This window comes from Paraburkholderia sp. BGA-UO-ETr-F21, assembly GCF_059567925.1.
Map to the genome: position 1 here is coordinate 328,666 of NZ_JCAQOY010000040.1, position 24,603 is coordinate 353,268.

General features: G+C 61.9%; 20 protein-coding genes. 4 read left to right on the forward strand and 16 right to left on the reverse strand.

Annotated elements, in window-relative coordinates; genetic code table 11:
• Positions 1 to 53: 53 nt before the first annotated feature.
• Positions 54 to 800, reverse strand: a complete 747-nt coding sequence (locus tag AC57B1_RS33865; RefSeq protein WP_091799633.1) for a GntR family transcriptional regulator — start codon at positions 798 to 800, stop codon at positions 54 to 56.
• A gap of 190 nt (positions 801 to 990) precedes the next feature.
• On the opposite strand from AC57B1_RS33865, the gene AC57B1_RS33870 reads away from it, so the two are divergent.
• Positions 991 to 1,836 (forward strand): aldo/keto reductase, encoded by an 846-nt coding sequence (locus AC57B1_RS33870; protein WP_408351465.1) that lies wholly within the window; start codon positions 991 to 993, stop codon positions 1,834 to 1,836.
• Between the two features lie 88 nt (positions 1,837 to 1,924).
• Here AC57B1_RS33870 and AC57B1_RS33875 read toward each other — a convergent pair whose 3' ends face one another.
• The 11 genes from AC57B1_RS33875 to AC57B1_RS33925 form a co-directional block, all read right to left on the reverse strand.
• Positions 1,925 to 2,449 (reverse strand): hypothetical protein, encoded by a 525-nt coding sequence (locus tag AC57B1_RS33875; protein ID WP_496419893.1) that lies wholly within the window; start codon positions 2,447 to 2,449, stop codon positions 1,925 to 1,927.
• A gap of 219 nt (positions 2,450 to 2,668) precedes the next feature.
• Positions 2,669 to 4,849 carry an ABC transporter ATP-binding protein gene (locus tag AC57B1_RS33880; protein ID WP_496419894.1) on the reverse strand — a complete coding sequence of 727 codons (2,181 nt, stop codon included), beginning with the start codon at positions 4,847 to 4,849 and terminating at the stop codon, positions 2,669 to 2,671.
• Positions 4,846 to 5,739, reverse strand: a complete 894-nt coding sequence (locus AC57B1_RS33885) for an ABC transporter permease (protein ID WP_496419895.1) — start codon at positions 5,737 to 5,739, stop codon at positions 4,846 to 4,848. Before AC57B1_RS33885 ends, AC57B1_RS33880 begins: the two co-directional genes overlap by 4 nt.
• Positions 5,736 to 6,746 (reverse strand): ABC transporter permease, encoded by a 1,011-nt coding sequence (locus AC57B1_RS33890; RefSeq protein WP_408351453.1) that lies wholly within the window; start codon positions 6,744 to 6,746, stop codon positions 5,736 to 5,738. Before AC57B1_RS33890 ends, AC57B1_RS33885 begins: the two co-directional genes overlap by 4 nt.
• 37 nt (positions 6,747 to 6,783) lie before the next feature.
• A complete protein-coding gene (locus tag AC57B1_RS33895; protein ID WP_496419896.1) occupies positions 6,784 to 8,448 on the reverse strand; it encodes an ABC transporter substrate-binding protein in 1,665 nt (554 codons plus the stop codon).
• A gap of 334 nt (positions 8,449 to 8,782) precedes the next feature.
• Positions 8,783 to 9,802, reverse strand: a complete 1,020-nt coding sequence (locus AC57B1_RS33900) for a HoxN/HupN/NixA family nickel/cobalt transporter (protein ID WP_496419897.1) — start codon at positions 9,800 to 9,802, stop codon at positions 8,783 to 8,785.
• Between the two features lie 18 nt (positions 9,803 to 9,820).
• A complete protein-coding gene (locus tag AC57B1_RS33905) occupies positions 9,821 to 10,333 on the reverse strand; it encodes a cupin domain-containing protein (protein WP_408186071.1) in 513 nt (170 codons plus the stop codon).
• A gap of 178 nt (positions 10,334 to 10,511) precedes the next feature.
• Positions 10,512 to 12,617 carry an elongation factor G gene (gene fusA, locus AC57B1_RS33910; RefSeq protein ID WP_091799660.1) on the reverse strand — a complete coding sequence of 702 codons (2,106 nt, stop codon included), beginning with the start codon at positions 12,615 to 12,617 and terminating at the stop codon, positions 10,512 to 10,514.
• Positions 12,618 to 13,007: 390 nt separating this feature from the next.
• The gene (locus AC57B1_RS33915) at positions 13,008 to 13,526 is read right to left on the reverse strand and encodes a DUF192 domain-containing protein (protein ID WP_091799663.1); all 519 of its coding nucleotides are present in this window, start codon (positions 13,524 to 13,526) and stop codon (positions 13,008 to 13,010) included.
• A 145-nt stretch (positions 13,527 to 13,671) separates the two neighbouring features.
• On the reverse strand, positions 13,672 to 13,866 hold the full coding sequence (locus tag AC57B1_RS33920) for a hypothetical protein (protein WP_011489640.1): 195 nt from the start codon (positions 13,864 to 13,866) through the stop codon (positions 13,672 to 13,674).
• A gap of 469 nt (positions 13,867 to 14,335) precedes the next feature.
• On the reverse strand, positions 14,336 to 14,905 hold the full coding sequence (locus tag AC57B1_RS33925) for a pseudouridine synthase (protein WP_496419898.1): 570 nt from the start codon (positions 14,903 to 14,905) through the stop codon (positions 14,336 to 14,338).
• A 331-nt stretch (positions 14,906 to 15,236) separates the two neighbouring features.
• Here AC57B1_RS33925 and icd point away from each other — a divergent pair, with 331 nt between their 5' ends.
• Entirely contained in the window at positions 15,237 to 16,493 is a 1,257-nt protein-coding gene (icd, locus tag AC57B1_RS33930) for an NADP-dependent isocitrate dehydrogenase (RefSeq protein ID WP_091799670.1), read from the forward strand.
• Between the two features lie 286 nt (positions 16,494 to 16,779).
• On the opposite strand, the gene AC57B1_RS33935 is transcribed toward icd, so the two are convergent.
• On the reverse strand, positions 16,780 to 16,986 hold the full coding sequence (locus AC57B1_RS33935) for a cold-shock protein (protein ID WP_007180614.1): 207 nt from the start codon (positions 16,984 to 16,986) through the stop codon (positions 16,780 to 16,782).
• A 549-nt stretch (positions 16,987 to 17,535) separates the two neighbouring features.
• On the opposite strand from AC57B1_RS33935, the gene clpS reads away from it, so the two are divergent.
• Both clpS and clpA read left to right on the forward strand, forming a co-directional pair.
• Positions 17,536 to 17,850 (forward strand): ATP-dependent Clp protease adapter ClpS, encoded by a 315-nt coding sequence (clpS, locus tag AC57B1_RS33940; RefSeq protein WP_006050100.1) that lies wholly within the window; start codon positions 17,536 to 17,538, stop codon positions 17,848 to 17,850.
• A complete protein-coding gene (gene clpA / locus AC57B1_RS33945) occupies positions 17,847 to 20,144 on the forward strand; it encodes an ATP-dependent Clp protease ATP-binding subunit ClpA (protein WP_011489636.1) in 2,298 nt (765 codons plus the stop codon). The genes clpS and clpA overlap by 4 nt, the downstream gene beginning before the upstream one ends.
• Positions 20,145 to 20,211: 67 nt before the next feature.
• On the opposite strand, the gene AC57B1_RS33950 is transcribed toward clpA, so the two are convergent.
• The 3 genes from AC57B1_RS33950 to AC57B1_RS33960 all read right to left on the reverse strand — a co-directional run bounded on the left by AC57B1_RS33950 (position 20,212) and on the right by AC57B1_RS33960 (position 24,601).
• The gene (locus tag AC57B1_RS33950) at positions 20,212 to 22,722 is read right to left on the reverse strand and encodes a hypothetical protein (RefSeq protein ID WP_496419899.1); all 2,511 of its coding nucleotides are present in this window, start codon (positions 22,720 to 22,722) and stop codon (positions 20,212 to 20,214) included.
• Between the two features lie 399 nt (positions 22,723 to 23,121).
• The gene (gene dut, locus AC57B1_RS33955; protein ID WP_091799679.1) at positions 23,122 to 23,568 is read right to left on the reverse strand and encodes a dUTP diphosphatase; all 447 of its coding nucleotides are present in this window, start codon (positions 23,566 to 23,568) and stop codon (positions 23,122 to 23,124) included.
• Positions 23,569 to 23,581: 13 nt separating this feature from the next.
• On the reverse strand, positions 23,582 to 24,601 hold the full coding sequence (locus AC57B1_RS33960) for an LLM class flavin-dependent oxidoreductase (protein WP_496419900.1): 1,020 nt from the start codon (positions 24,599 to 24,601) through the stop codon (positions 23,582 to 23,584).
• Between the last annotated feature and the right edge of the window lie 2 nt (positions 24,602 to 24,603).

Below are 24,603 nucleotides of genomic sequence, written 5' to 3' on the forward strand. Positions count from 1 at the left end.
TGCGCGGAAACTGCGCGGCAAACAACCCGCCCACGGCACGAAGACTTGAAAACCTACTTCCTCAATTCCGCCACGAAGTCGTAGTAATCGTTGCGGCAGTAAGTGTCGGTCAACTCGATAGCCCGTTGGTCGGCGGTGTAGCCCACGCGCGTGATCAGCAGCAGCGCCTCGTTCGGGGCGATGCTCATCTGCTGCGCGATTTCCTCGCTCGCGTTCACCGCGCGGAAATGCTGGAGCGCGCGGACAATCGACAGACCGCGATTCTCGAGGTACGTGTAAAGCGAATCGCCGATTGCTTGAGGATCGGGAATCACCGCGGCGGGGAACGTGGAATTCTCCACCGCCATCACGATGCCGTCGGCCAGTCGCAAGCGCCGCAGGCGCGTGACCGCCGCGGCCGGCGACAAGCCGAGCTGAATCACCTCGTCGCGGTTCGCTGGCAGGATTTCGCGCGACAGCCACTTCGAACTCGGTGTAAAACCCCGCCGCCGCAGCATTTCGCTGAAGCTCGACAGACGCGACAGCGGATCTTCATAGCGCGGCGTGATGAAACTGCCCGCGCCCTGCGTGCGCCGAATCAGACCCTGCTCGACCAGCAAGGCAATGGCCTTGCGTGAAGTGATCCGCGATACGCCCAGCGCCTCCGAGAGCACGCGTTCCGAGGGCAGCGCCTCGCCGGCGTTCCAGCGGTTCTCGTGGATGGCGGCGCCGAGCTTGCGAGCAAGTTGCAGGTATAGCGGCGTGTCGTTTTCCGGGTCCGGGCGCAGGTCGCGCCAGCGGTCTTCCGAGGCAGAGGTCATGGAGCTCACGCAAGAAGGGCAAGGGGCAATTCTATGACATCGGCGCGCCGCGTTATAGCGGGCTTTTGCCTGGTGCCCGATCCAATGCCCATCGAACCGCTAAACTCGTCGCTATGTTCTTCGTGGCATGCGCCGCGCATCCACCTGCGCCGCGGCATTGCCGACCATTGAGCCACTTCGAGGAGTCAGCATGACGAGCGATATCGCAAGCGTGAGCCTGCCCGACGGCGAACGCATTCCGAAACTGGGGCAGGGCACCTGGGAGATGGGGGAAATACCGGCGCGGCGGGCCGCTGAAATCGACGCGCTGCGCTGCGGCGTCGAACTCGGCATGACGTTGATCGACACGGCGGAAATGTATGGCGATGGCGCGACCGAATCGCTGCTGGGCGCCGCGCTGAACGGGTTGCGCGACAAGGTGTTTCTGGTCAGCAAGGTGTATCCGCATAACGCCAGCCGGCGCGGCGTGATCGCGGCCTGCGAGCAGAGCCTCAAGCGTTTGCAGACGGAGCAGCTCGATCTGTATCTGCTGCACTGGCGCGGCTCGGTGCCGCTCGCGGAAACGGTCGAGGGATTCGAGGCGTTGCGGCGGGCGGGCAAGATTCGCCATTGGGGCGTCAGCAACTTCGACACCGAGGACATGGAAGAACTCGCCGACACGCCGGGCGGCGATGCTTGCGCGACCAATCAGATTCTCTACAACGTGGCGCGGCGCGGGCCGGAATTCGATCTGCTGCCGTGGCTCGCCGCGCGCAAGATGCCGGCCATGGCGTACAGCCCGATCGATCACGCCCGCTTGCCGAAACGTTCACCGCTTGACGATATTGCCGATGCGCGCGGCGTCTCGGTGTTCCAGGTGGCGCTCGCATGGGTGTTGCTCAAGCCCGGCGTGTTCGCGATTCCGAAGGCGGGGCGGGTCGAGCATGTGCGCGACAACCACCGCGCGTCACAACTGCAACTCGGCGCCGATGAGCTTGCTGCTATCGACGCTTACTTCAAGCCGCCACGCGGCAAGCGTCCGCTAGAAATGCTGTAGGCGCGGCGATCGTCTGGTGCGCAACAGGCCGCTGCCGGCGTGTCATCGATTCGGATTGACATGCAACGGCCACGCTGCGCGCGAGCGATCAATTGCAGCTGTGGTGCATGTGCACGGAGCCCAGCACCGCGACTTCGGCGGGGGTGTGCTTGAGCGAATCTTCGTTGACCTGGGCGGCGTCCGCGACGAATTCGTCGACGATCGACGACACCTGCATATTGCGCAGACACAGCGAGACGCGCTGCGTTTCATTGGCCGGCAGGGCGGCGCGCTGACCGAGGAACAGCACGCCGTACTGATAGCCGTGGATGATGCCGCGAATCGCGCCGACACATTGGCCTTGCGCGACGTTGTCGTTTTTCTGCTTGCAGGTCTGCGCGAGCGAATAGGCGGAGAAAGTGGGATCGACTGGCGGTGCGGCTTGTGACAGCGTCGGCAACAGTGGCTGTGCGGCTTGTGCCCCTTGCGCTGTTTGCGCCGTCTGTGCCGTCGTCTGTGCGGGAGTTTTTTGCGCCGGTGTTTGCGCATGAGCGAGCGATGCGAGGCCGAGCGCGGCGGCCATCAACAGGCCGGAGGCCGCGTGTGCCGCGCAGGGTAGGGTATTTCGTTGCATGTTGTGGTGCCCTCATATCGAACGTTGAATCTGATATGAGGCGATCGCCCCGGTTTGGTTCCGGTCTCGTGCGTTTGCGCGCCTGATTGTTCGAGCAATGGCCGCGCCACGGGCGCGCTCGTTGAGCAGGTACTGGATGGGTGCGATGCGCACGCGCGAAAAACAGGCGAAAACGTTTCGGCGATGAAATATGCGGCCGTCAAGCCGCATCATGTGGCGCTATTCGTTGCGCCCGGCATTCTCGGGCGCGTTTTCCGAGCCGTTGCCCGGGATCTTCCTGGCGAGGTCCGCATCATCGCGCGAAACGGCTTGCAGCGCACGCAATTCATCGACAGGAATGTGGCAGCGGATTCGATGCGCGGACGGCCCTGTGGTGTTGCCCACAGCGGCGTCGAGGAAAGGCGGATCCTGCTGTTCGCAGATCGCGCCGAGCTTACGCGGGCAGCGTGTGTGGAACACGCAACCCGACGGCGGCGATGCCGCGCTCGGCAGCTCGCCAAAGAGCCGGATGCGGGTTGTGCCGCCGTGGCCATCGAGCGTCGGTACCGAAGACAGCAACGCTTCGGTATAAGGATGATGCGGTCCGCCAAACACCTCCGCAGCCGGTCCGATTTCCAGCAGCCTGCCCAGATACAGCACGGCGATGCGATCCGACAGATAGCGAACCACATGCAGATCGTGCGAGATGAAAACGTAACTCACGCCGCGTTCGCGTTGCAGATCGGCGAGCAGGTTCAGAATCGCGGCCTGCACAGAGACATCGAGTGCGGAAGTCGGTTCGTCGCAAACCACCACGCGCGGCTCGCCTGCAAACGCGCGAGCTATCGCCACGCGCTGCTTGAGTCCGCCGGACAGTTGCCGCGTGCGCGAGCCGAGATAGCGCTGCGGCAATCGCACGGCCGCCGCCAGCGAGGCGAGCCGTTCATCGATTGCCGGCCCGCGCAACGTGGTGAGGCGCGACAGCGCGCGGCCGATCAGCCGTTTCACCGAATGCGCGCGATTGAGCGCCGAGTCCGGGTTCTGGAAAACGATCTGCAGCGACTTGACCTGAGCGTCGTTGCGCCGTGTAACGCGCGCGGCGAGCGGTGCACCGTCGAGTTCGAGCACGCTGCCCGGATCCGGTGTGAGCAGGCCGAGCATCAGCTTGGCAAGCGTTGTCTTGCCGCTACCCGATTCGCCGACGAGGCCGAGCGTTTCGCCGCTGGCGAGCTCGATCGAAACATTGTCGACCGCGCGCAGCGGAGTGCCGGACACATGGAACGTCTTCGAGAGGTTTTGCGCGCGCAGCACGATAGCCGGACGCTTGCCGTCGAACAGCGCACCGTCGTGCTCGGGCAGCGTTTGCGCGCTCGCACGCGGCAATTCGATCGCGCGTTCGTGGTAATGGCAGCGTGACATCTGATCGCCGTGCGCGGCGCTAACGCGATGCGGCGGCGGCGCCTCGCGGCGGCAGCGGTCGTCGGCGAGGCGGCAGCGGTCCGCGTAAATGCAGCCCTGCGTCGCCGAACCCGGCGACGGCAGGCTGCCGGCAATCGTGTCGAGCCGCTCGCTATCTTTGCTGCGCCCGGCCGTGGGCAGACAACGCAACAGTCCAACCGTATAGGGATGGCGCGGCCGCGTGAAGACATCTTGAGTCGCGCCTTCTTCGACCAGCTTGCCCGCGTAAAGCACGCCGACGCGTTCGCACATGCGCCCGATCACCGCGAGGTTGTGGCTGATGAAGAGCACGGCCGTGCCGAGTTCCGCGCGCAACTGCGCAACGAGGTCGAGCACTTCGGCTTCGACAGTAGCGTCTAGCCCGGTAGTCGGTTCATCGAGAATCAGCAGCGCGGGGTTCGAGGCGAGCGCCATGGCGATCACCACGCGCTGTTGCATGCCCCCCGACAATTGATGAGGATAGCTGTCCATCACGCGCTCGGGTGCGGCGATGCGCACCCGCCGCAGCATGTCAAGCGTGCGCCGCAAAGCTTCGTCGCTCGCGACGCCGGCGGCTTCGAACGCCTCGGAGACTTGCCGCGCGACCGTCAGCGACGGATTCAGCGCGCGCCCCGGGTCCTGATAGACCATCGAAATCGCTTTGGCGCGCATGTTGCGTAGCGCGTCGGCATCGAGCTTCTGCACGTCCTCGCCGGCAATGATGATCTTGCCGGCCTTCACTTTGCCGTTGCGCGGCAGATAACGCAGCGTCGCCATTGCCACGGTCGACTTGCCGCAGCCCGACTCGCCGACGAGACCATACGCTTCGCCGCGCCGCACGCGAAACGAAATGTCCTGCAGCACCTCGCGGTCGCGACCGCGCATGCGGTACGTGACCGTCAGTCCGATGACGGTCAGCGCATCCGTGCGATCGCTCTTCGAAACGTCGAAGGCGGGGAACGAGGAGGGCGGCGGGCCGTTCATTCGAGCACGCCTTGCACGCTGTCGGCGATCAGATTCACGCCGACCACCAGGCTCGCAATCGCGCCGGCCGCGAACACCACGGTCCACCACGCGCCGCCCGCCATTAGCGTGTACGACTCGGACAGCGCGAGACCCCAGTCGGCCGACGGCGGCTGAATGCCGAAGCCGAGAAACGACAGCGTGGCGACCGCGAAGATCGCGTAACCGAGCCGCACCGTCGCTTCGACGATGATGGGTGGCAGCACGTTCGGCAGAATCTCGGCGAACATGATGTAGGGGGCGCGCTCGCCGCGCAGTTGCGCCGCCGCGACGTAGTCGAGGTGCCGTTCGGCGAACACGGCGGCGCGCACGGTGCGCGCGGTGATCGGCGTGAAGGTGATGCCGATCACGAGGATGACCGTGAAGTTCGACGCGCCGACCGCGGCCAGCGCGAGCAGCGCGACGATCACGAGCGGCAGTGCGAGCACGGCGTCGATCGCGCGTCCAACCACGTTGTCGACCCAGCCTTCAAAGTAGCCGACGATCAATCCCAGCGCCGTGCCCGCCACCGTGCCGAGCAGCGTGGCGAGCGGCGCAATGGTGAGGATGTCGCGCGCACCGACGATCACGCGCGAGAACACGTCGCGGCCGAGTTGATCGGTGCCGAACCAGTGCGTGCTGTCAGGCGGCGTCAGCGAGTTGAGCGGATCGGACGCGTAAGGGTCGATGCGCACGATCCATTGCCCGGCGATGGCGCAAACGATCCACCACGCGACAATCACCACGCCCACCACGAACGTGGGCGAGCGCAGCAGCACACGCAACTGGTCGAAGCGCGGCTCGGTAGCCGGGCCTGGAGTTGGACTCGGCCCTGGAGTCGGCGGCGCGGCCGGCGGAACGATGGCGCTCATTCGGCGCTCCTCACCCGCAGCCGCGGATTGAGCAGGACATGCAGCGCATCCGCGACGAGATTGGCAGCGGTATAGACCACGCCGATTGTCAGTACGCCTGCTTCGAGCATCGGAAAGTCTTTGGCCTTGGCGGCGTTGTAGATCAGCGAGCCGATGCCCTGATAGTGGAACAGCGTCTCGACCACCACGAGGCCGCCGATCATATAACCGAGTTGCGTGGCGGCGACCGTGATGGTGGGCAGCAACGCGTTGCGCAACACATGCCGCCAGATCACGATATGACGCGGCAGGCCTTTGAGAATCGCGGTGCGTGTGTAGTCGGCATCGAGTGCCTCGACGGTGCCGGCGCGCGCCATTCTCGCTATGTAGCCGAAGAACACGAGTACGAGCGGCAATACCGGCAGTACCAGATGACGCAACTGTTCGAGTGCGCTCGCTTCGGGCGGATACGACGCTTCGATCGGCAGCCAGCGCAGCCACACGCCGAACACCAGGATCAACACGATCGACGACACGAATTCCGGCACCACCGTCGCCGACAGTCCCGCGATGCTGATCGTGCGATCGAGCCAGCGTCCCGCGTGCATAGCCGACCACACGCCGCCCGCAATGCCGAGTGGCACGACCACGATGAACGCGAGCAAACCGAGCTTGGCGGAATGCGCGAGCGCGTCGGCGATAAACGGTCCGACCGGCTCGCGATACGCATACGAGATGCCCATATCGCCACGCACGAAATGCGAAATCCACTCGATGTATTGCGTCGTTAGCGGACGGTCCGCGCCGAGTTGATGATTGAGCGCGGCGACCGCGCGCGCATCGGCGAGCGGGCCGAGCACCGCGCGGCCGATGTCGCCGGGCAGCAGTTGTCCACCCGCGAAGACGATCACCGACAGCAGCCATAGCGTGATCAACGACAAGCCGACACGCGTCGCCAGAAACCGCACGACGCGGCCCGCGTTGCCGCTCGACGCAGGCGGTGCGGAAGGGGTCACCGTGGTCGACATCGTGCTCTCCTGCCGAATGCGCGCGGGCGCTTCAACATTACGCGCTCAACACCGCGCGGTCGAAATAGAGTTGCGCGAGCGCGGTGAAGCGCACGCCGTTCACGCCCTTGCGCATGGCGATCAGTTGATCGTAGAAGAATGGAATGATGATGGGCGTTTCATCGAGCAGCAGTGTCTGGATCTGCCCGGAGATTTTCTTCTGCGAGCCGAGATCGACGGCGGCGACGAATTGCGCGACCAGTTGATCGTATTGCGGATTCTTGAAGTGCGCCGCGTTCCACGTGCCGGTGCTGGTGAGCGGCGCATTCAGGAAAACGTTCGGCACGCCGCGATGACCGTAGTCGGTAATGCCGAGCGGCGAATCGAGCCAATCCGATTTGCCCGGCGTGCCCGCGCCGTAATACAGCGACTGGCTTTCGACCTTCAGATTGATACGTACACCAATGGCTTTCGCCGCGTTCTGCACGACCACCGCGAGATCGGGAATCTCCATGTATTTTTCGGTGGTCAGCGTCACGTCGAAGCCGTTCGGCACACCGGCTTGTGCAAGCAATTGCTTCGCCTTCGCGACGTCGATCTTGCGTTGCGCAACACCTGCATCCGATGACGGAAACACCGGCGCAAACGGACTGTCGTTGCCAAGTTGCGCGCGACCTTTGAAGAGGCCTCGCACCAGCACGTCGCGATCGAGCGACAACGCCAGCGCCTGACGCACGCGCTTGTCCTTGAACAGCGGATTGTCGTTGCGCATGTGAATTTGCCGATGCGCGCTCGACTTTACGCCCACGGCCTTGTAATCCGGATTGTTCAGAATGCCCGCGCCGCCCTGCACGGTGAAGGTGCCCATCACGTCGGCCTGATGGCCTTGTAGTGCGAGCAGTTGAGCCTGTTCGTCGGCGTAGAAGGAGAACTGTACGCGTTGCGGTAACGCTTTGTCGCCCCAGTAATCGGGATTGCGCACGAACGACGCACCGACCTTCGCCTGATACTTTTCAAGCTTGAACGGACCCGTGCCGATGAAGCTCTTTTCATAACCCCCCGCGTAGTTCGCGGGCAGAATCACGGCGTTGTAATTGTCCGAGGAAACGTAATACGGGAAGTTACCGTTCGGCGCATCCAGATGAAACGCGACCGTGTGGTCGTCGACCACTTTGGCGCCGCCTTTGGACAGCACGCCCTTGAGTACGGAAAGCGCCGCCGAGCCGCTCGCCGGATCGGCGAGACGGTCGAACGTGGCGACTACGTCTTTGGCGGTGAACGTTTGGCCGTCGTGGAACTTGACGTTCGGACGCAGCTTGAAGGTCCACACGTCGCCTTTGTCGTTCGGCTTCCACGACAGCGCGAGTGCCGGTTTCAGCACGAGCTTTTCGCCGTCGTCGTCGATCAGGAATTCGCCGGTCTGATTCAGCAGCGCAAGACTGGCGGCGTCCGTCACGGTGAGCGGATCGACCGCGCCGGCAGGCGTCAGGTGCGCGACACGAATGGTCTGATTCGACGCGGCCGCGGTGCCCTGCGCACGCGCTTGCGGCGCATTCAGCACGCCGCCGCCGGCCAGCGACAAACCGATCACGCTGGCATAGCGCAGCAGATCGCGGCGCGTAATGCGGCCGGCGAGGAATTCGTCGATGGCGTGGTTGCCGTAAGCGTCGGCGGTGAGGCGGGCTGCGTCGAGTGCGGGAAGTCGGGTCGCGGGAGTCTTCATCGATGGAGTGTCCAGTCCGTTCTGTTGCCGGTTCTGAAGGGCCGCGCCGATGCGCGACACGGTGAAGCTATTGCAATGACGAAAGCGGCAATGCGAAGCGGTCTCAGTGTAAGCGATTGCTCATGGATTCGGCGCGCTTGCGGCGCCGCGAGGTTCACGATTCGCGGATAAAAGGGCCGCTGTGTATCGTCATCACAACGCTCGACGCTCCGGCAGCGCGAGGCATGCCGGGTTCCCATGCGGCGAGCGGAGGATGTACTTGCCGCCGCTGCAGCGCGATGGCCGATGCCGCGATGGAAACGTTACCGATCGCGGCACGTAAAAGCTGTTGGATTTACCGCGCGAGCGCGCCCGGACGCCGCCAGCGATGGAACAGCACCGAGCCGATCCAGCACGCCATGAACACGGCGACGATGCCGTAACCCAGCATGCCGAAGCGTTCGTTGACACTGGCGAGCGCATCCCACAAGCCGCCGTTCAGACCGAGCTTGTCCGACAGCAGACCCAACGCTTCGACGCCGCCGATCACGATCGCCACCACCGCCGACACGAATGTGATGCTCGCGTTGTAGTAGAGCTTGCGTTTCGGGTCGTCCATGGCCCAGCCGTAGGCGTGGACCATCAGCACGTTATCGGTCGAATCCACCAGCGTCATACCGGCGGTGAAGAGGGCGGGAAACACCAGAATCGAATAAAGCGGCAGACCTTTACCCGCTTCCGATGCGGCGATCGCCAGCAAGCCGATTTCGGTTGCGGTATCAAAGCCGAGGCCGAACAGCACGCCAACAGGGTACATGTGCCAGCTTTTCGTCACGAGCCTGAAGAGCGGGCGCAACGCGCGCGACAGCAGACCCGCCGGCGCAATCGAATCCGCCATTTGAGCAGGCAATTCGCCGCTCTGTTGGACGAGCCGATAGCGGCGCCAGACATCACGCAAAATCACGAGATTGACGGCTGCCAGCACCAGCAGGAAGCTCGCGGAGACGAGCGTGCCGATCGTGCCGCCTACTGCCTTGAATGACTCGAAACGGCCGTGCAGCGAATGCGCGGTCCACGCTATGCCGATCGTCGCCACGATCACGATCGTCGAATGCCCCAGCGAAAACGACAGCCCGACGCCGAGCGGCCGCTTGCCGGCCTGCATGAGCTTGCGCGTAACGGCGTCGATTGCCGCGATGTGATCGGCGTCGACCGCATGGCGCAGGCCGAAGCCATAGGCGAGCAGCGCCGTGCCGAGCAATAGCGGGTAATGGCGAAACGCGATCAGCGCCCACGCCCATGCGCCGAGATTGGCGGCGATCAGCACGGCGTATAGGGTGAAAAGGCGAGAGCGCAGCGAAGCGGTCGGCGTCATGAGTCGCGTGGGCAGGAGTTAATGATCGTGCGGATGCTTGTGAATCGGATCGACCCAGAACACCGTCTCGGGCTGTTCCACCGCGTCGATGTTCAGGTTGACCACCACCGCTTCGTTATCGCTGCGCACCAGCACGCATTCGAGCGGGTCGTCGGTACTCGCGTTGATCTCCTGATGCGGCACATACGGCGGCACGAAGATGAAGTCGCCGGGGCCGGCTTCAGCGGTGAACTCCAGATGCTCGCCCCAACGCATGCGCGCCTGGCCGCGCACCACGTAGATCACGCTTTCGAGCGCGCCATGATGATGCGCGCCGGTCTTCGCATTCGGATGGATCGTCACGGTGCCGGCCCAGATCTTCTGCGCGCCGACGCGCGCGGCATTGATCGCCGCCGCGCGATTCATGCCGGGCGTTTGCGCCGTGTTGCTATCGAGCTGATCGCCCTTGATGACCTTCACGCCGTGCTCGCGCCAATCGGGTGTGGCCGGCGGCACGTCTTTGTAATGCGGATGTTCGTGATCCTGACTCATGATGTGTCTCCTCGTGAGCGTATGTCCCGGCGTTCGGCACGGCGCCGTCCGGCATTTTTGCACGTTCAAAAACGTGCGTGTGAAGAAGCCCTGTGTGCGGTGCAGCGGACGAAAAAAAGCCCGTCCACAGGGGACGGGCTTCGAGCCTTTGGCGTGCGACGCCTTCGTGGCAGAGAGCTTACTTGTGCTTCGCGTTGATCACGGCTTCAGCGACGTTGTTCGGCGTTTCCGCATAGTGCTTGAACTCCATCGTGTAAGTCGCGCGGCCTTGCGTCGCAGAGCGCAGCGACGTGGAGTAACCGAACATCTCCGCGAGCGGCACTTCGGCGCGCACCAGCTTGCCGCCGCCGCCGGCGATGTCTTCCATGCCTTGCACCATGCCGCGACGGCTCGACAGATCGCCCATTACGTTGCCCATGAAGTCTTCCGGCGTTTCGACTTCAACGGCCATCATCGGTTCGAGCAGCACGGGCTTGGCCTTGCGCATCGCTTCCTTGAAGGCCATCGAGCCGGCCATGCGGAACGCGTTTTCGTTCGAGTCCACGTCGTGGTACGAACCGAAGGTCAGCGTCACCTTCACGTCGACCACCGGATAGCCCGCCAGCACGCCGGCCTTCAGCGTTTCCTGAATGCCCTTGTCCACGGCCGGAATGAATTCGCGCGGAATCACGCCGCCCTTGATGGCGTCGACGAATTCGTAGCCCTTGCCTTGCGCCGCCGGCTCCAACGTAATCACCGCGTGGCCGTATTGACCGCGGCCGCCCGACTGCTTGACGAACTTGCCTTCGACATCTTCGGCTTTGTTGCGCACCGTCTCGCGATACGCGACCTGCGGCTTGCCGACGGTGGCCTCCACGCCGAATTCGCGCTTCATCCGATCGACCAGAATTTCCAGGTGCAACTCACCCATGCCCGAGATGATCGTCTGGCCGGATTCTTCGTCCGTCTGCACGCGGAACGACGGGTCTTCCTGAGCAAGACGGTTCAGCGCAATGCCCATCTTTTCCTGGTCGACCTTGGTCTTCGGCTCGACGGCCTGCGAGATCACCGGCTCCGGGAAGATCATCTTTTCGAGGATGATCACGTTGTTCGGATCGCACAGCGTGTCGCCCGTGGTCGCTTCCTTCAGGCCGACGGCCGCGGCGATGTCGCCCGCGTAGACTTCCTTGATTTCCTTGCGCTCGTTGGCGTGCATCTGCAGGATCCGGCCAAGGCGTTCCTTCTTTTCCTTGATCGCGTTGTAGACCGTGTCGCCCGAATTCACCACGCCCGAATAGACGCGGAAGAAAATCAGCTGGCCGACGAACGGATCGGTCATGATCTTGAAGGCGAGCGCCGAGAACGGATCGGTATCGTTCGGATGACGCTCGATCTCGTTGTCATGTTCGTCGTGCCCGGTGATCGCGGGCACGTCCACCGGCGAGGGCAGATAGTCGATCACCGCGTCGAGCATGGCCTGCACGCCCTTGTTCTTGAACGCGCTGCCGCACAGCATCGGCACGATTTCATTGGCGATGGTGCGCGCGCGGATCGCCTGCTTGATTTCCTCTTCGGTCAGCGTTTCGCCGCCGAGGTATTTGTCGAGCAGTTCCTCATTCGCTTCGGCCGCGGCCTCGACCATCTTGTCGTGCCATTCTTTCGCGGTCGCCGCGAGTTCCGGCGGAATATCGCGGTACTCGAACTTGATGCCCTGGTTCTCTTCGTCCCAGAAGATCGCCTTCATCTTGACCAGATCGACCACGCCCTGGAAATGTTCTTCCGCGCCGATCGGAATCTGGATGGGCACCGCGACGCCCTTCAGGCGGTCGCCGATCTGCCGCTGCACGCGGAAGAAGTCCGCGCCCACGCGGTCCATCTTGTTGACGAACGCGATGCGCGGGACCTTGTACTTGTTCGCCTGACGCCACACGGTTTCCGACTGCGGCTGCACGCCGCCGACCGAGTCGTACACCATGCACGCGCCGTCGAGCACGCGCATGGAGCGCTCCACTTCGATCGTGAAGTCGACGTGTCCGGGGGTGTCGATGATGTTGATCCGGTGTTCCGGATAGTTGCCGGCCATGCCCTTCCAGAAAGCGGTGGTGGCCGCCGACGTGATGGTGATGCCGCGCTCCTGCTCCTGTTCCATCCAGTCCATCGTTGCCGCACCGTCGTGAACCTCGCCGATCTTGTGGGTCACGCCGGTGTAGAACAGGATGCGTTCAGTGGTGGTGGTTTTGCCGGCATCGATGTGAGCGCTGATGCCGATATTCCGGTAGCGCTCGATGGGAGTCTTGCGGGGCACGTGAACCTCCTTGGAATGGCGCGCCTGAAACGCTTGCCGGGCAGCAGTCTGTGCTGTCCGGGGAGCCTTGGATGCTGCTTTACTAAGATTACTAGGATAGCGCGTCGGCCCGTCTTTTGCAGGAATCTCGCCGCTCGGGCGCGAACGCCCGCTGGCAAGGCTTCGGGCCGCCTGATCCCGGCGCGGCGGTGCGACGCGAGACGGCGCCATGCGGGGCGATACGGCCAAGCGACGCGATTCGGCGAGACGACGCAATATGGCAACGCCCCGTTGCCGCGGCGCGGCAACAAAAAAGCCGGCGCCTCATGACAAGGCGCCGGCTTCCCGGAAAGCGGTGTGACGAAACGACAGCGGCAACGCTCGCGAATAATCGCGCGCTGCCGGCGCGTCTTATTGCGCGGCGGGCAGGCCCTGGATTTTCATCCCGGGTTTGATGCCCTTCGACGTGAACCAGCCCTTGCTCATCTCCAACGCATACACGCCGTTGTTCTTCGGGCAGTGATTGTTGGTGGTCTCGGCCTGCATTTCGTCGATGTCGGTAACCGTGCCGTCGGCGCGCATGAACGCAATCGACAGCGGAATCAACGTGTTCTTCATCCAGAAGCAGTGCACGGCGTTTTCGTTGAAGACGAACAGCATGCCTTCATTCGGCGCGAGGCTCGTGCGATACATGAGGCCTTGCTCGCGGTCAGCGTCGTTCGCGGCGACAGCAGCGTCGATCACGAACATGCCCGCGGTCAGCTTCGCGCGGGGAAATTCGCTCGGCTGTTTCGCGCCGGCCGGCATTTGCTGCGCGTGAGCAGGCGCGGCAGTGGTCGCAACCAATGTGAGCGAGGCGGACAACGCGGCGAGCGGCAGTGCAACGGCAACAGCGAAACGCGCAATCAACGAGCGCATGGGAAATCGCACGGCATGACTCCTTGCTGGAAATTAACCCGCGAATGTTACGCGAGCGCGTCAAAAACAAAAAGGCAGATCGCCTTGCGGTGATCTGCCTTTCAACGCCGTAAGAACGGCAATGAAGCTAGTTCTTGACTGCGTTTCTACAACAAACTTACTCCGAAGCGCCCGAAGCTGCAGCTGCTGCTGCTGCCTTCTTGTGCGACTTCTTGTGAGCGTGCTTCGTGGTCTTCTTTGCCGACGAAGCTGCTGCTGCCGGAGCTGCCGAAGCTGCTGCCGGTGCCGAAGCTTGTGCGAATGCTGCCGTTGCGAAGAGACCAGCGACCAGAGCGGCGATCAGTTTGTTCATTTTGTGAATCCTCAGCTTTAGTTAATTAACCAAATGACCCGGTTATATATGGAGTCATGTCGGTAAACGTGCCATCCACCTTTCGGTTGACAGCCGTATCGAACAAATTTTCGACACGTCTGCGTTAGCGCTCAGACTCCCAGCACTTACCGCAAGAGCGGCTTGCACAAAGGCCCTTAAGGCTGAATGCCGGATAGCTTCGGGCGGCATCTGCGTCGAATAACGCCTGAGCTCGCGCACCGGTTGACGCGAATTTCGTGGAAAACTTATATGCCGATGGATTGATTCAAATCACGTGCGGCAGCGTTGCCGCATTCGCGATTGTTTCACGCTTTTTTTGCGATGGTTTCACGCGTTATTTTGTTTGCGGATACAACGAGTTAGCGATTTCAAGCCGAATGCGAAGCGCAGCGTGAAACGAGAGTGTGGCGCATTGTCGAGCAGCACCCGGCCATGCGCGTGCGCATGATCACGCCATGCCTTCCCACGGCGCCTTCAGCGGCAATTCGACGCTTTCGCCCGGTTGCAGTCCCAGCGAAAACACGTCGAGCGCGCCAATGCCCACGCGCACGAGGCGCAAGGTCGGGAACCCCACGGCGGCAGTCATGCGACGCACCTGGCGATTCTTGCCTTCGGTGATCGACAGTTCGATCCATGTGGTCGGTATCGCGGCGCGATAACGAATCGGCGGCGTGCGCGTCCAGAGCGTGTCAGCCGGCTCCACGTATTCGGCACGACAGGGCCGCGTGACGTAATCGCCGAGGTCGACGCCGCGTGCGAGCTTCTTGAGCGTGGCCGCATCGACCGCGCCTTCCACTTGCGCCCAATAACGTTTGACGAGTTTGTGACGCGGTTCGGCGATGCGTGCTTGTAGCGCGCCGTCGTCGGTGAGAAGCAGCAGACCCTCGCTATCGGAGTCGAGTCGGCCCGCCGGATAGACGTTGGGCTCCTTGATCCAGTCGGCCAGCGACGCGCGCGTTTCGTGCGGCGAAAACTGACAAATGGTGCCGAACGGTTTGTTCAGGGCGAGAAGGCGCATAGTGATGAAATAAGAGGTACGAGACGCCGGGGCGGCGGGCGAGGCCGCTGCGCCTCGAGCGGTGCCGGACCGATAGTAAATGGCGGGATAATAAAGCATAATGCCCCGTGACACGTTCCTTGTCTTATATAAGACATAAGACTCGCAGCTCACCGGCCCGCGTTCGTGCATGTTGGAAAACCCCGAGCCGTTGCGGGCTCGGCGTGGCGGTTGCGTGGGCTAGAATAGCGGCCAGGCCGCTTGCCGGCGTGCGGCATTGCGCGTAGCGAGGAGCGTTCCGTTTTCGCAGTCTCCCATCAGCTTTCAGCACAGCCTTCATTGGAGTCCGATCATGTCGTATCAGCACATCAAGGTTCCGACCGGTGGTGACAAGATCACCGTCAATCCCGATTTCTCGCTCAACGTGTCGGACCAGCCGATCATTCCGTACATTGAAGGCGACGGTACCGGCCTCGACATCACGCCGGTCATGCTCAAAGTCGTGGACGCCGCGGTGGAAAAAGCATACGCAGGCAAGCGAAAGATCCACTGGATGGAAATCTACGCCGGCGAGAAGTCGACCAAGGTGTACGGTCCGGACGTGTGGCTGCCCGAAGAGACGCTACAGGTGCTCAAGGAATACGTCGTTTCGATCAAGGGCCCGCTCACCACGCCGGTGGGTGGTGGCATCCGCTCGCTGAACGTCGCGCTGCGCCAGGAACTGGACCTGTACGTGTGCTTGCGGCCGGTGCAGTATTTCAAGGGCGTGCCTTCGCCGGTGCGTGAGCCGGAGAAGACCAACATGGTGATCTTCCGCGAGAACTCGGAAGACATCTACGCGGGTATCGAGTGGCCGGCTGAATCCGAACAGGCGAAGAAGGTCATCAAGTTCCTGCGCGAAGAAATGGGCGTGAAGAAGATCCGCTTCCCGGAAACATCGGGGATCGGCATCAAGCCGGTGTCGCGTGAAGGTACGGAGCGTCTGGTGCGCAAGGCGATCCAGTACGCGATCGATAACGATCGCCGCTCGGTCACGCTGGTGCACAAGGGCAACATCATGAAGTTCACCGAAGGCGCGTTCCGCGACTACGGTTATGCGCTGGCGCAAAAAGAGTTTGCAGCGGAACTGATCGACGGCGGCCCGTGGATGAAGATCAAGAATCCGAAGACGGGTGGCGACATCGTTCTGAAGGACGTGATCGCCGACGCGTTCCTGCAGCAGATCCTGCTGCGTCCGGCTGAGTACGACGTGATCGCCACGCTGAACCTGAATGGCGACTATGTGTCGGATGCGCTGGCCGCGCAGGTCGGCGGTATCGGTATCGCGCCTGGGGCGAACATGTCCGATTCGGTCGCGATGTTCGAAGCCACGCACGGCACCGCGCCGAAATACGCCGGCAAGGACTACGTGAACCCGGGCTCGGAAATCCTCTCGGCGGAAATGATGCTGCGCCATCTCGGCTGGACTGAGGCGGCGGATCTGATCATCAAGTCGATGGAAAAATCGATTCTGCAAAAACGCGTCACATACGACTTCGCGCGCTTGATGGAAGGCGCGACGCAGGTGTCGTGTTCCGGCTTTGGTCAGGTGCTGATCGAGAATCTGTAAGCGGTTCGCGTTGGCCTGACCCGGTTCTAACTTCCAACCCCGGCGCCGCAAGGCGGCCGGGGTTGTTTGTTTTTGGCTCGCGCGGGGCTGCGCGCGTCAGCGTTTGCGATGCCGCATTGGTCCGGCGCGAGGCGCCTCAGTCGACAGCAGACCGAACGATTACCCGATATATGGGACGTGCGTGCGCCGAGCTCAACCCGAGGACAACCAGCCCAGTCAGAATGCGACGCTCAAAAAAAGAAACCCGGCACGAAGCCGGGTTTCAAAGGACGGGAATCGACCAGATTCAGGCAGGCGCCTGGATGTTCGATGCCTGTTTGCCTTTCGGGCCTTGCACGACCTCGAAGGTTACCTTTTGGCCTTCCTTGAGGGTCTTGAACCCATTCATCTGGATGGCCGAGAAGTGTGCAAACAGATCCTCGCCGCCTTCGTCAGGCGTGATGAATCCGAAACCTTTTGCGTCATTGAACCATTTGACCGTACCAGTTGCCATTCCAACTTCCCCTGTAACTCATGTCACTACCACGAGCCCTCGAAAAGCTCGACGACCGCGCGATGCAGCCGCTCCCTCCTCACAAGCTCACCATCGGCATTTTTTCGAAATTATGGCTTGGTGAAAAAAGTGCCAGCTTGATTGTTGAGGCTCTTTATTCGGGTGTCAAGAAAATTTTGAGATGCCGTTGCCGCGTTGCAAACAGGCACTTTCCAGGGTTTTTCCCGCTTTCGTTATGTGCGGTTGCGCAAGCGGGCTGTCTTGAAAAGTCGCATAATCGACTCACATGCTGTTCAGCGGGTTGCCCCGGTGCCAACGAGGCCGGGCGAGCTCTCAGCCAGCTACGGCAGGTTGTGCGATACTCGATCCGACTGCGGCGCAGCACGGCCGCAAGCATCACAGGATAGGGGCCGGCTCCGCAATCGGCTCGTCGATTTAACGCACGCTCGAGGGGGGAATCACCCATCAGGCGGTCGCGAACGGGCTCACGGCCAGTCGGCCGGGTTTTGACAGGATTGCGGGCCTGTCCTAGTTGTTTAGAATGGGTGTATGGCGATTATCCCGGACAAGCAGGACGGCACCGTACTGGAGCGGCAGGAGAAAAAGCTCAAGCCGCCATCCATGTACAAGGTGGTGCTGCTGAATGACGACTTCACGCCAATGGAATTTGTCGTGATGATCGTGCAGGAATACTTCAATAAAGATCGTGAAACCGCAACACAGGTTATGTTGAAGGTGCATCGCGAAGGCAGGGGAGTTTGTGGGGTCTATACGCGGGACATCGCGTCGACCAAAGTCGAGCAAGTCGTTACCCACGCACGGCAGGCCGGGCATCCGCTGCAGTGTGTGATGGAGGAAGCATGATTGCCCAGGAACTGGAAGTCAGCCTGCACATGGCGTTCATGGAAGCACGCCAGGCGCGGCACGAGTTCATAACGGTCGAACATCTTTTGCTGGCACTGTTGGACAATCCGACAGCGGCTGAGGTGTTGCGTGCATGCGCGGCCAATATCGAGGATCTGCGCCAGAACCTGCGCAACTTCATTCATGACAACACGCCGACCGTGCCTGGCACGGACGACGTCGACACGCAGCCCACGCTGGGTTTCCAGCGTGTGATCCAGCGCGCGATCATGCATGTTCAGTCCACCTCGAATGGCAAGAAGGAAGTGACCGGCGCCAACGTGCTGGTCGCGATCTTCGGCGAGAAGGATTCGCACGCGGTGTACTACCTGCAACAGCAGGGCGTGACGCGTCTGGACGTGGTCAATTTCATCTCGCACGGCATCGCCAAGACGAGCAGCACGGACGCCGCGAAAGCGAGCGACGCGAATGCCGAGTCCGACGAAGCCGCCGCGCAGAAGGAAACTCCGCTCGCGCAGTTCACCCAGAATCTGAACCAGATGGCGAAAGACGGCCGCATCGATCCGCTGATCGGGCGCGAGTCGGAAGTCGAGCGTGTGGTCCAGGTGCTGTGCCGTCGCCGCAAGAACAATCCGCTGCTGGTGGGTGAGGCGGGCGTCGGCAAGACCGCGATCGCCGAGGGCCTCGCGTGGCGAATTACGCGCGGCGAAGTGCCGGACATTCTGGCGGATGCGCAGGTGTATTCGCTCGACATGGGCGCGCTGCTCGCCGGCACCAAGTATCGCGGCGACTTCGAACAGCGCCTGAAGACGGTCCTCAAGGAATTGAAGGAACGTCCGCACGCCATCCTGTTCATCGACGAAATTCATACGCTGATCGGCGCGGGCGCTGCGTCGGGCGGTACGCTGGACGCGTCGAACCTGCTGAAGCCGGCGTTGTCGTCGGGCACGCTGAAGTGCATCGGTGCAACCACGTTCACGGAATATCGCGGCATCTTCGAAAAAGACGCGGCTTTGTCGCGCCGTTTCCAGAAGGTCGACGTGACCGAACCGACCGTCGAACAGACGGTGGCGATCCTGCGTGGCCTGAAGTCGCGTTTCGAAGAGCATCACGGCGTGAAGTATTCGTCGGGCGCGCTGTCGGCGGCGGCTGAGTTGTCGGCACGCTTCATCACGGATCGTCATCTGCCGGACAAGGCGATCGACGTGATCGACGAAGCGGGCGCGGCGCAACGCATCCTGCCGAAGTCGAAGCAGAAGAAGACCATCGGCAAGAACGAGATCGAGGAAATCATCTCGAAGATCGCCCGTGTCCCGCCGCAAAGCGTGTCGCAAGACGATCGCAGCAAGCTGCAAACGCTGGATCGCGATCTGAAGAGCGTGGTGTTCGGGCAAGACCCGGCCATCGACGCGTTGTCGGCTGCGATCAAGATGGCGCGTGCGGGTCTCGGCAAGCTGGACAAGCCGATCGGTGCGTTCCTGTTCTCCGGCCCCACCGGCGTTGGCAAGACGGAAGTGGCGAAGCAGCTGGCGTTCACGCTGGGCATTGAGCTGATCCGCTTCGACATGTCCGAATATATGGAACGTCATGCGGTCAGCCGGTTGATCGGCGCGCCGCCGGGCTATGTCGGTTTTGACCAGGGTGGTCTGCTGACCGAGGCTGTCACGAAGAAGCCGCATTGCGTGCTGCTGCTCGACGAAATCGAGAAGGCGCATCCGGACATCTACAACGTGCTGCTGCAGGTCATGGACCACGGCACGCTGACGGACAACAACGGCCGCAAGGCAGATTTCCGCAACGTCATCATCATCATGACGACGAATGCGGGTGCCGAGGCGATGGGCAAGTCGGTGATCGGCTTCACGAATCGTCGGGAAACCGGCGACGAAATGGTCGACATCAAGCGCATGTTCACGCCTGAGTTCCGTAACCGTCTGGATGCGGTGATCAGCTTCCGCTCGCTCGATGAAGAAATCATCATGCGCGTGGTCGACAAGTTCCTGATGCAACTGGAAGATCAGTTGCACGAGAAGAAGGTCGACGCGCTGTTCACCGACGCGCTGCGCAAGCATCTCGCCAAGCACGGTTTCGACCCGCTCATGGGCGCGCGGCCAATGCAGCGACTGATCCAGGACACGATTCGTCGTGCGCTGGCCGACGAATTGCTGTTCGGCAAGCTGATGAATGGCGGTCGCGTGACGGTCGACGTGGATGCGGAAGACAAGGTGCAGTTGACCTTCGACGAACATCCGGCGCCGCGCAATCCGAACCCGGAAGCGGTGGAAGTCGAATAGACGCATACGCGGTAGTACTAAAAAACGGCGTGGACCTCAGGTCCACGCCGTTTTTTTTGGGCAGATGCTATTGATCGAAACTAACTGGACTGTTCATGTAGGCGTTCAGTTTGTCTCGTGCCCACGCCTCGGGGTTGCCGATTGCCGAGACGATGCCGGTTGTTGCGCCACCGCCCAGCAGGACGGTGAAGATGCCGCGCAGCGGAAAGTCGCCGTACATCGGATTCGAAATGTCGAACGGTTCGGAGCGCAGGAACATATCCTCGGCGGTAACGCCCATGGATTGCTGGAACACCGATGGGAATGTCAACGCCAGAATGGTCGGGTGTACGTTCCGGTAGTCGGAGCCGATTGCCGGATCGCCGAGCAGGCAACTGCCGCCGGTTCCCCAGTGTTGGGAGTCGAAATCTGCCGCGACCGGGTCGGTCGTGTTCGGAATGCGGCTCGCGGGAATCTGCCACGGCATGACCGGCACTTTGAGTGCGCGGCTAACCGTCTTGCAGAAGGCGAAATAGCGTTGCCATTCGCGAGGGCCATAGCAATAGCCGTTCACGTACGCGCGTTGTGTGAAATCGTCGGCTTCGTAGCGATCGATCGCGAGGAAGTCGGGGGCGTACGGCCCGTCGTACACGCCGAGGCTGGCGACATAGTTGGCCGTCTGCTGTGCCATTTGCGACGTTATGTCGGTATCCTCATAAATCCACTCCGAGTAGCCGACGCCCCAGAGATTGATCTGCCAGCCGAAAGTCACGCTTGGCGCCACTGTGCGCGTCAGCCAGTTCACAGCGAGGACGTAACCGGCTATGTCTTCGGTGATATTGCCGGGAATCTCCAGTGAGAGCGACCAATGGTCGAGCGCGGTTTGCAGCGGCCCGCGCACCGGCATCGAGTAGGTCGGGCCGAAGTTGGCCTGCTCGCACGCACCGAGAAAGTCCGGGTTCACGATGAAGCCTGCCGGAACCGGGTGCTCGTCGTCGATCGACTCGGTGGCGATGTTCAGCGCCAGGATGTAGTTCGCGAAGCTGTGCGCGTGAGCGTCGGCGTTCGCGAGGATCCCCGGCGTGTTGCCGAGCGACAGGTTGCAGGTGTACGACACCATCACCGGCAGCACGGGCTGGATGCTATCCAGTTGCGCTTCGACGTTGCGGGCGAGGGTGATCGTCGTGCGCGTTTGGACGTCGTCGGCCAGGTACACGTTCGAGTCGCCAGCGCCGTCTGTGCCGGCGTAATCGAACAGCGACGTCGCGCGCGCCGCGGCAAAGTCCGCCAGATTGCTCGGCTGCAAATCGGCGCAACCGCCGAAGCACAGGTACGCTGGGAAACCGCGCACGCGGAGGTTCGCGGATGCATCGACGCTCACGTCGAGTTCAACTTTGCCGCCATCGCTCACGGCCAATTGCGCTGGCGCGTTAACCGCATACACGATGCCCGCCGACAGGAAATCGCTGGTCTCCACCGTGTAGTGGCCCGACTGCACGAGCGCCGAGAAAGCGGTTTGCTGCGACTTGACGGTGACCGTCTGCAGGTAATTCATATGGCTGCCGATCAGGCGTAAGTCGATCTCACGATCGAGTGGCTGTTCGGCCGTGATCTTGATCGCTACCTTGACGTATCCCGACGTGTTGACAGGCTTGCTCGTCACCATGGAATCGTTGATGCTCACCTTCTGCAGTGCGTTCGTCAGCGTGATATCCGGCACCTTGAACGAGTAGTTGACATCGTTCAGCGCGACGTTCTGTAGCGAAACACGCGCGGTGCCCGAGGGCGGCAGCTTGCGCAGCGACGTCACGCTGTTGGTCTTTGCATCGAATTCGGCGAGCGTGTTGCCGGTCTTACTGTCGATCAGCGTGACGCTGAGCGTTTCGCTCGACAGACCGGTGAGCGAACCGATCGAAATATCGAGCGCGCAATAGCGTTCGACCGGGCCGAAGGATGCTTCGATCGTCGAGGTATTGCCGGATGCGACTTCAAGCGAGGTAGGATCGATGACAAGCGGCGCGACGACAGTCTCATCGTCAGTAGAGACACTGTCACCGCTCACCGTATAGACGCCTTGTTGGAGACTCGCAGTGACGCTTTCGCCATAGCTTAGCGGCAAGGTGGAGACCATACTGCCTTGGGCGAGCGTGAGAACGGGCGTCACGCTCGCGAGAGCCTGGTCTGGCGCGGTTGCGCACGCGGCGGACACCGTGCCGAAGATGGTCGGCGCCTGATCGGCCGCGAATACGAATGAATCGAGCCAGGTGTGCGGATCGGCAACAAGATTGCCGTTGATACCAATAGTGATCTGATCGGGCGGCTGCATCGTATATGACGTCGTGAACGCCATCTTCGCAGTGACGTTGAAGTCGCTGTCGCCGACTTGCGACGCTTCCACGGTAGTCGCGCCGACCACCCAACTGATGAACTGAGGCTGGATGGCCGTGGCGTCCAGGTTGGCCGGCGAATGGAAGTTGAATGCAAGGAACTGGTTGACGCTGACCGCGCTGCCATCTTCATAGCGCAGGTTGGAGACGATGATCGTGCCATACCATTCATTGGCACCCGGGCCGACGATTGCATCATATTCGATCTTCATACTGGCTCCATTCAGGTTTATCCGGCGAGCACTGATTGATCGCCGGCGTGGGCGAAGAAAAGAGCTGTCCGGAAGAGTAACTATCCGTACCACGCTGACTATGATAGGGATAGCTAAGTAAATCCATAAATTGAAAACACTGCTCGTGACGCGAACCTCCTATATCTGGCTTTGATGGAACGGGGAAGCGCAAGCGTGAGGTGGCCGACAATGAATCAGTGAATGTGGCCGGATAGATCGGTGCTGCTGGTGGTTGATTTATAGGTGGGGGGCGTGAAGGTCCAAATCGGATAACTCCGAATTTGATTCGCGCCGCGGAAACGCGCGAGGAAGGCTTGAGGCGGGGGAGAGAGCCGTGCTGGATCGGGCTAAGCCAGCACGGCTTTAGGGAAATCTAGCTTAATGCTTGCCCGTGCTGCCGAAACCGCCAGCGCCGCGCTCGCTGGTTTCGAAGTCGTCGACGATATTGAACTCCGCTTGAACGACTGGCACGATCACCAGTTGCGCAAGGCGCTCCATCGGATTCAGCACGAACGTGCTCTCGCCACGGTTCCATGTCGAGATCATCAGTTGACCTTGGTAATCCGAATCGATCAACCCGACGAGATTGCCTAGCACGATCCCGTGCTTATGACCCAATCCCGAGCGCGGCAGAATCAATGCGGCATAGCCGGGATCGCCGACGTGAATGGCCAGACCCGTCGGCACTAGCGCGGTTTCACCGGGTTTGAGCGTCAACGGTTCGTCGAGGCACGCGCGCAGGTCGAGGCCCGCGCTGCCGGTAGTGGCGTAAGCCGGGAGCTGGTCGCGCATGCGCGCGTCGAGGATTTTCAGGTCGAGTTTCATGCAGGTTCGGAAGTTACGGAGTGGAGGCCGCGCGTTCGAGCTGGAACGCTTCGGCAAGAAGTTCATAAGAACGCAGCCGGGCGCGATAGCTGCCCGCAACGGTGAGCACGATCAGCTCGTCGGCTTCGAACTGTTCCTGGAGCGCATGGAGCCGTTCGGTGACGGTTCCCGGCGTGCCGATGATACTGCGCGGTTTTTCGCGCGAGATGACCAGCTGCTCGCGCTCGCCATACTCCTGCGTGATGCCTTGTTCGATCGACGGAATCGGCTCGTTCAGACCATAGGCCATTTGCACGCGGCGCAGATCGACGGCTTTTTCCAGGTCCGCGGCTTCCTGCTCGGTGTCCGCGCAGATCACGAACACGGCAGCCGCCAGATACGGTTGCTGTATGCCCTGGCCGGCCTTGAAGCGCTCGCGATAGGCATGCGCGACCTGATGGCCGAAGTGCGCGTTGATGAAGTGCGCAAACGCAAACGGAATGCCGAGTTGCGCCGCCAGCAGTCCGCCGAATTCGCTCGACCCGAGCATCCACACTTGCGGGCGCGTATCGATTTGCGGCTGCAGCAGTACGCCGTTCGCAATGTGATCGTCGGGCAACGTGCCGTTCATCAGGCCGATCAGATCGGCCACTTGCTGCGGAAAAATATCGCCGCGATTGTAGTCGCCGGCAGCGACCGCCTGCGCGGTGCGCATGTCGCCGCCCGGCGCGCGTCCCACGCCCAGATCGATGCGATTGGGGAACAACGCCTCGAGCATCATGAATTGCTCGGCGACCTTGAACGGGCTGTAGTACGGCAGCATCACGCCGCCGGAGCCCAGCCGGATGCGCGTCGTGACACTGCCGAGGCGCGCCAGCATGACTTCGGGGCAGGGGTTCGACACGCCACGCAGGCCGTGATGTTCGGCGCACCAGTAACGCGTGTAGCCGAGGTCGTCGGCGAGTTGCGCGAGTTCGACCGTGGCGGCAATCGCATCCGCCACCGAGTGCCCGGCGATCACCGGCGTTTGATCGAGTACGGATAGTCGCGTCATGT

What these genes read in the sequence shown, in the direction of transcription:
- AC57B1_RS33865 (WP_091799633.1), bottom strand. Translation starts at nt 800, where the DNA reads ATGACCTCTGCCTCGGAAGACCGCTGGCGCGACCTGCGCCCGGACCCG.
- AC57B1_RS33870 (WP_408351465.1), top strand. Translation starts at nt 991, where the DNA reads ATGACGAGCGATATCGCAAGCGTGAGCCTGCCCGACGGCGAACGCATT.
- AC57B1_RS33875 (WP_496419893.1), bottom strand. Translation starts at nt 2,449, where the DNA reads ATGCAACGAAATACCCTACCCTGCGCGGCACACGCGGCCTCCGGCCTG.
- AC57B1_RS33880 (WP_496419894.1), bottom strand. Translation starts at nt 4,849, where the DNA reads ATGAACGGCCCGCCGCCCTCCTCGTTCCCCGCCTTCGACGTTTCGAAG.
- AC57B1_RS33885 (WP_496419895.1), bottom strand. Translation starts at nt 5,739, where the DNA reads ATGAGCGCCATCGTTCCGCCGGCCGCGCCGCCGACTCCAGGGCCGAGT.
- AC57B1_RS33890 (WP_408351453.1), bottom strand. Translation starts at nt 6,746, where the DNA reads ATGTCGACCACGGTGACCCCTTCCGCACCGCCTGCGTCGAGCGGCAAC.
- AC57B1_RS33895 (WP_496419896.1), bottom strand. Translation starts at nt 8,448, where the DNA reads ATGAAGACTCCCGCGACCCGACTTCCCGCACTCGACGCAGCCCGCCTC.
- AC57B1_RS33900 (WP_496419897.1), bottom strand. Translation starts at nt 9,802, where the DNA reads ATGACGCCGACCGCTTCGCTGCGCTCTCGCCTTTTCACCCTATACGCC.
- AC57B1_RS33905 (WP_408186071.1), bottom strand. Translation starts at nt 10,333, where the DNA reads ATGAGTCAGGATCACGAACATCCGCATTACAAAGACGTGCCGCCGGCC.
- AC57B1_RS33920 (WP_011489640.1), bottom strand. Translation starts at nt 13,866, where the DNA reads ATGAACAAACTGATCGCCGCTCTGGTCGCTGGTCTCTTCGCAACGGCA.
- AC57B1_RS33925 (WP_496419898.1), bottom strand. Translation starts at nt 14,905, where the DNA reads ATGCGCCTTCTCGCCCTGAACAAACCGTTCGGCACCATTTGTCAGTTT.
- icd (WP_091799670.1), top strand. Translation starts at nt 15,237, where the DNA reads ATGTCGTATCAGCACATCAAGGTTCCGACCGGTGGTGACAAGATCACC.
- AC57B1_RS33935 (WP_007180614.1), bottom strand. Translation starts at nt 16,986, where the DNA reads ATGGCAACTGGTACGGTCAAATGGTTCAATGACGCAAAAGGTTTCGGA.
- clpS (WP_006050100.1), top strand. Translation starts at nt 17,536, where the DNA reads ATGGCGATTATCCCGGACAAGCAGGACGGCACCGTACTGGAGCGGCAG.
- clpA (WP_011489636.1), top strand. Translation starts at nt 17,847, where the DNA reads ATGATTGCCCAGGAACTGGAAGTCAGCCTGCACATGGCGTTCATGGAA.
- AC57B1_RS33950 (WP_496419899.1), bottom strand. Translation starts at nt 22,722, where the DNA reads ATGAAGATCGAATATGATGCAATCGTCGGCCCGGGTGCCAATGAATGG.
- dut (WP_091799679.1), bottom strand. Translation starts at nt 23,568, where the DNA reads ATGAAACTCGACCTGAAAATCCTCGACGCGCGCATGCGCGACCAGCTC.
- AC57B1_RS33960 (WP_496419900.1), bottom strand. Translation starts at nt 24,601, where the DNA reads ATGACGCGACTATCCGTACTCGATCAAACGCCGGTGATCGCCGGGCAC.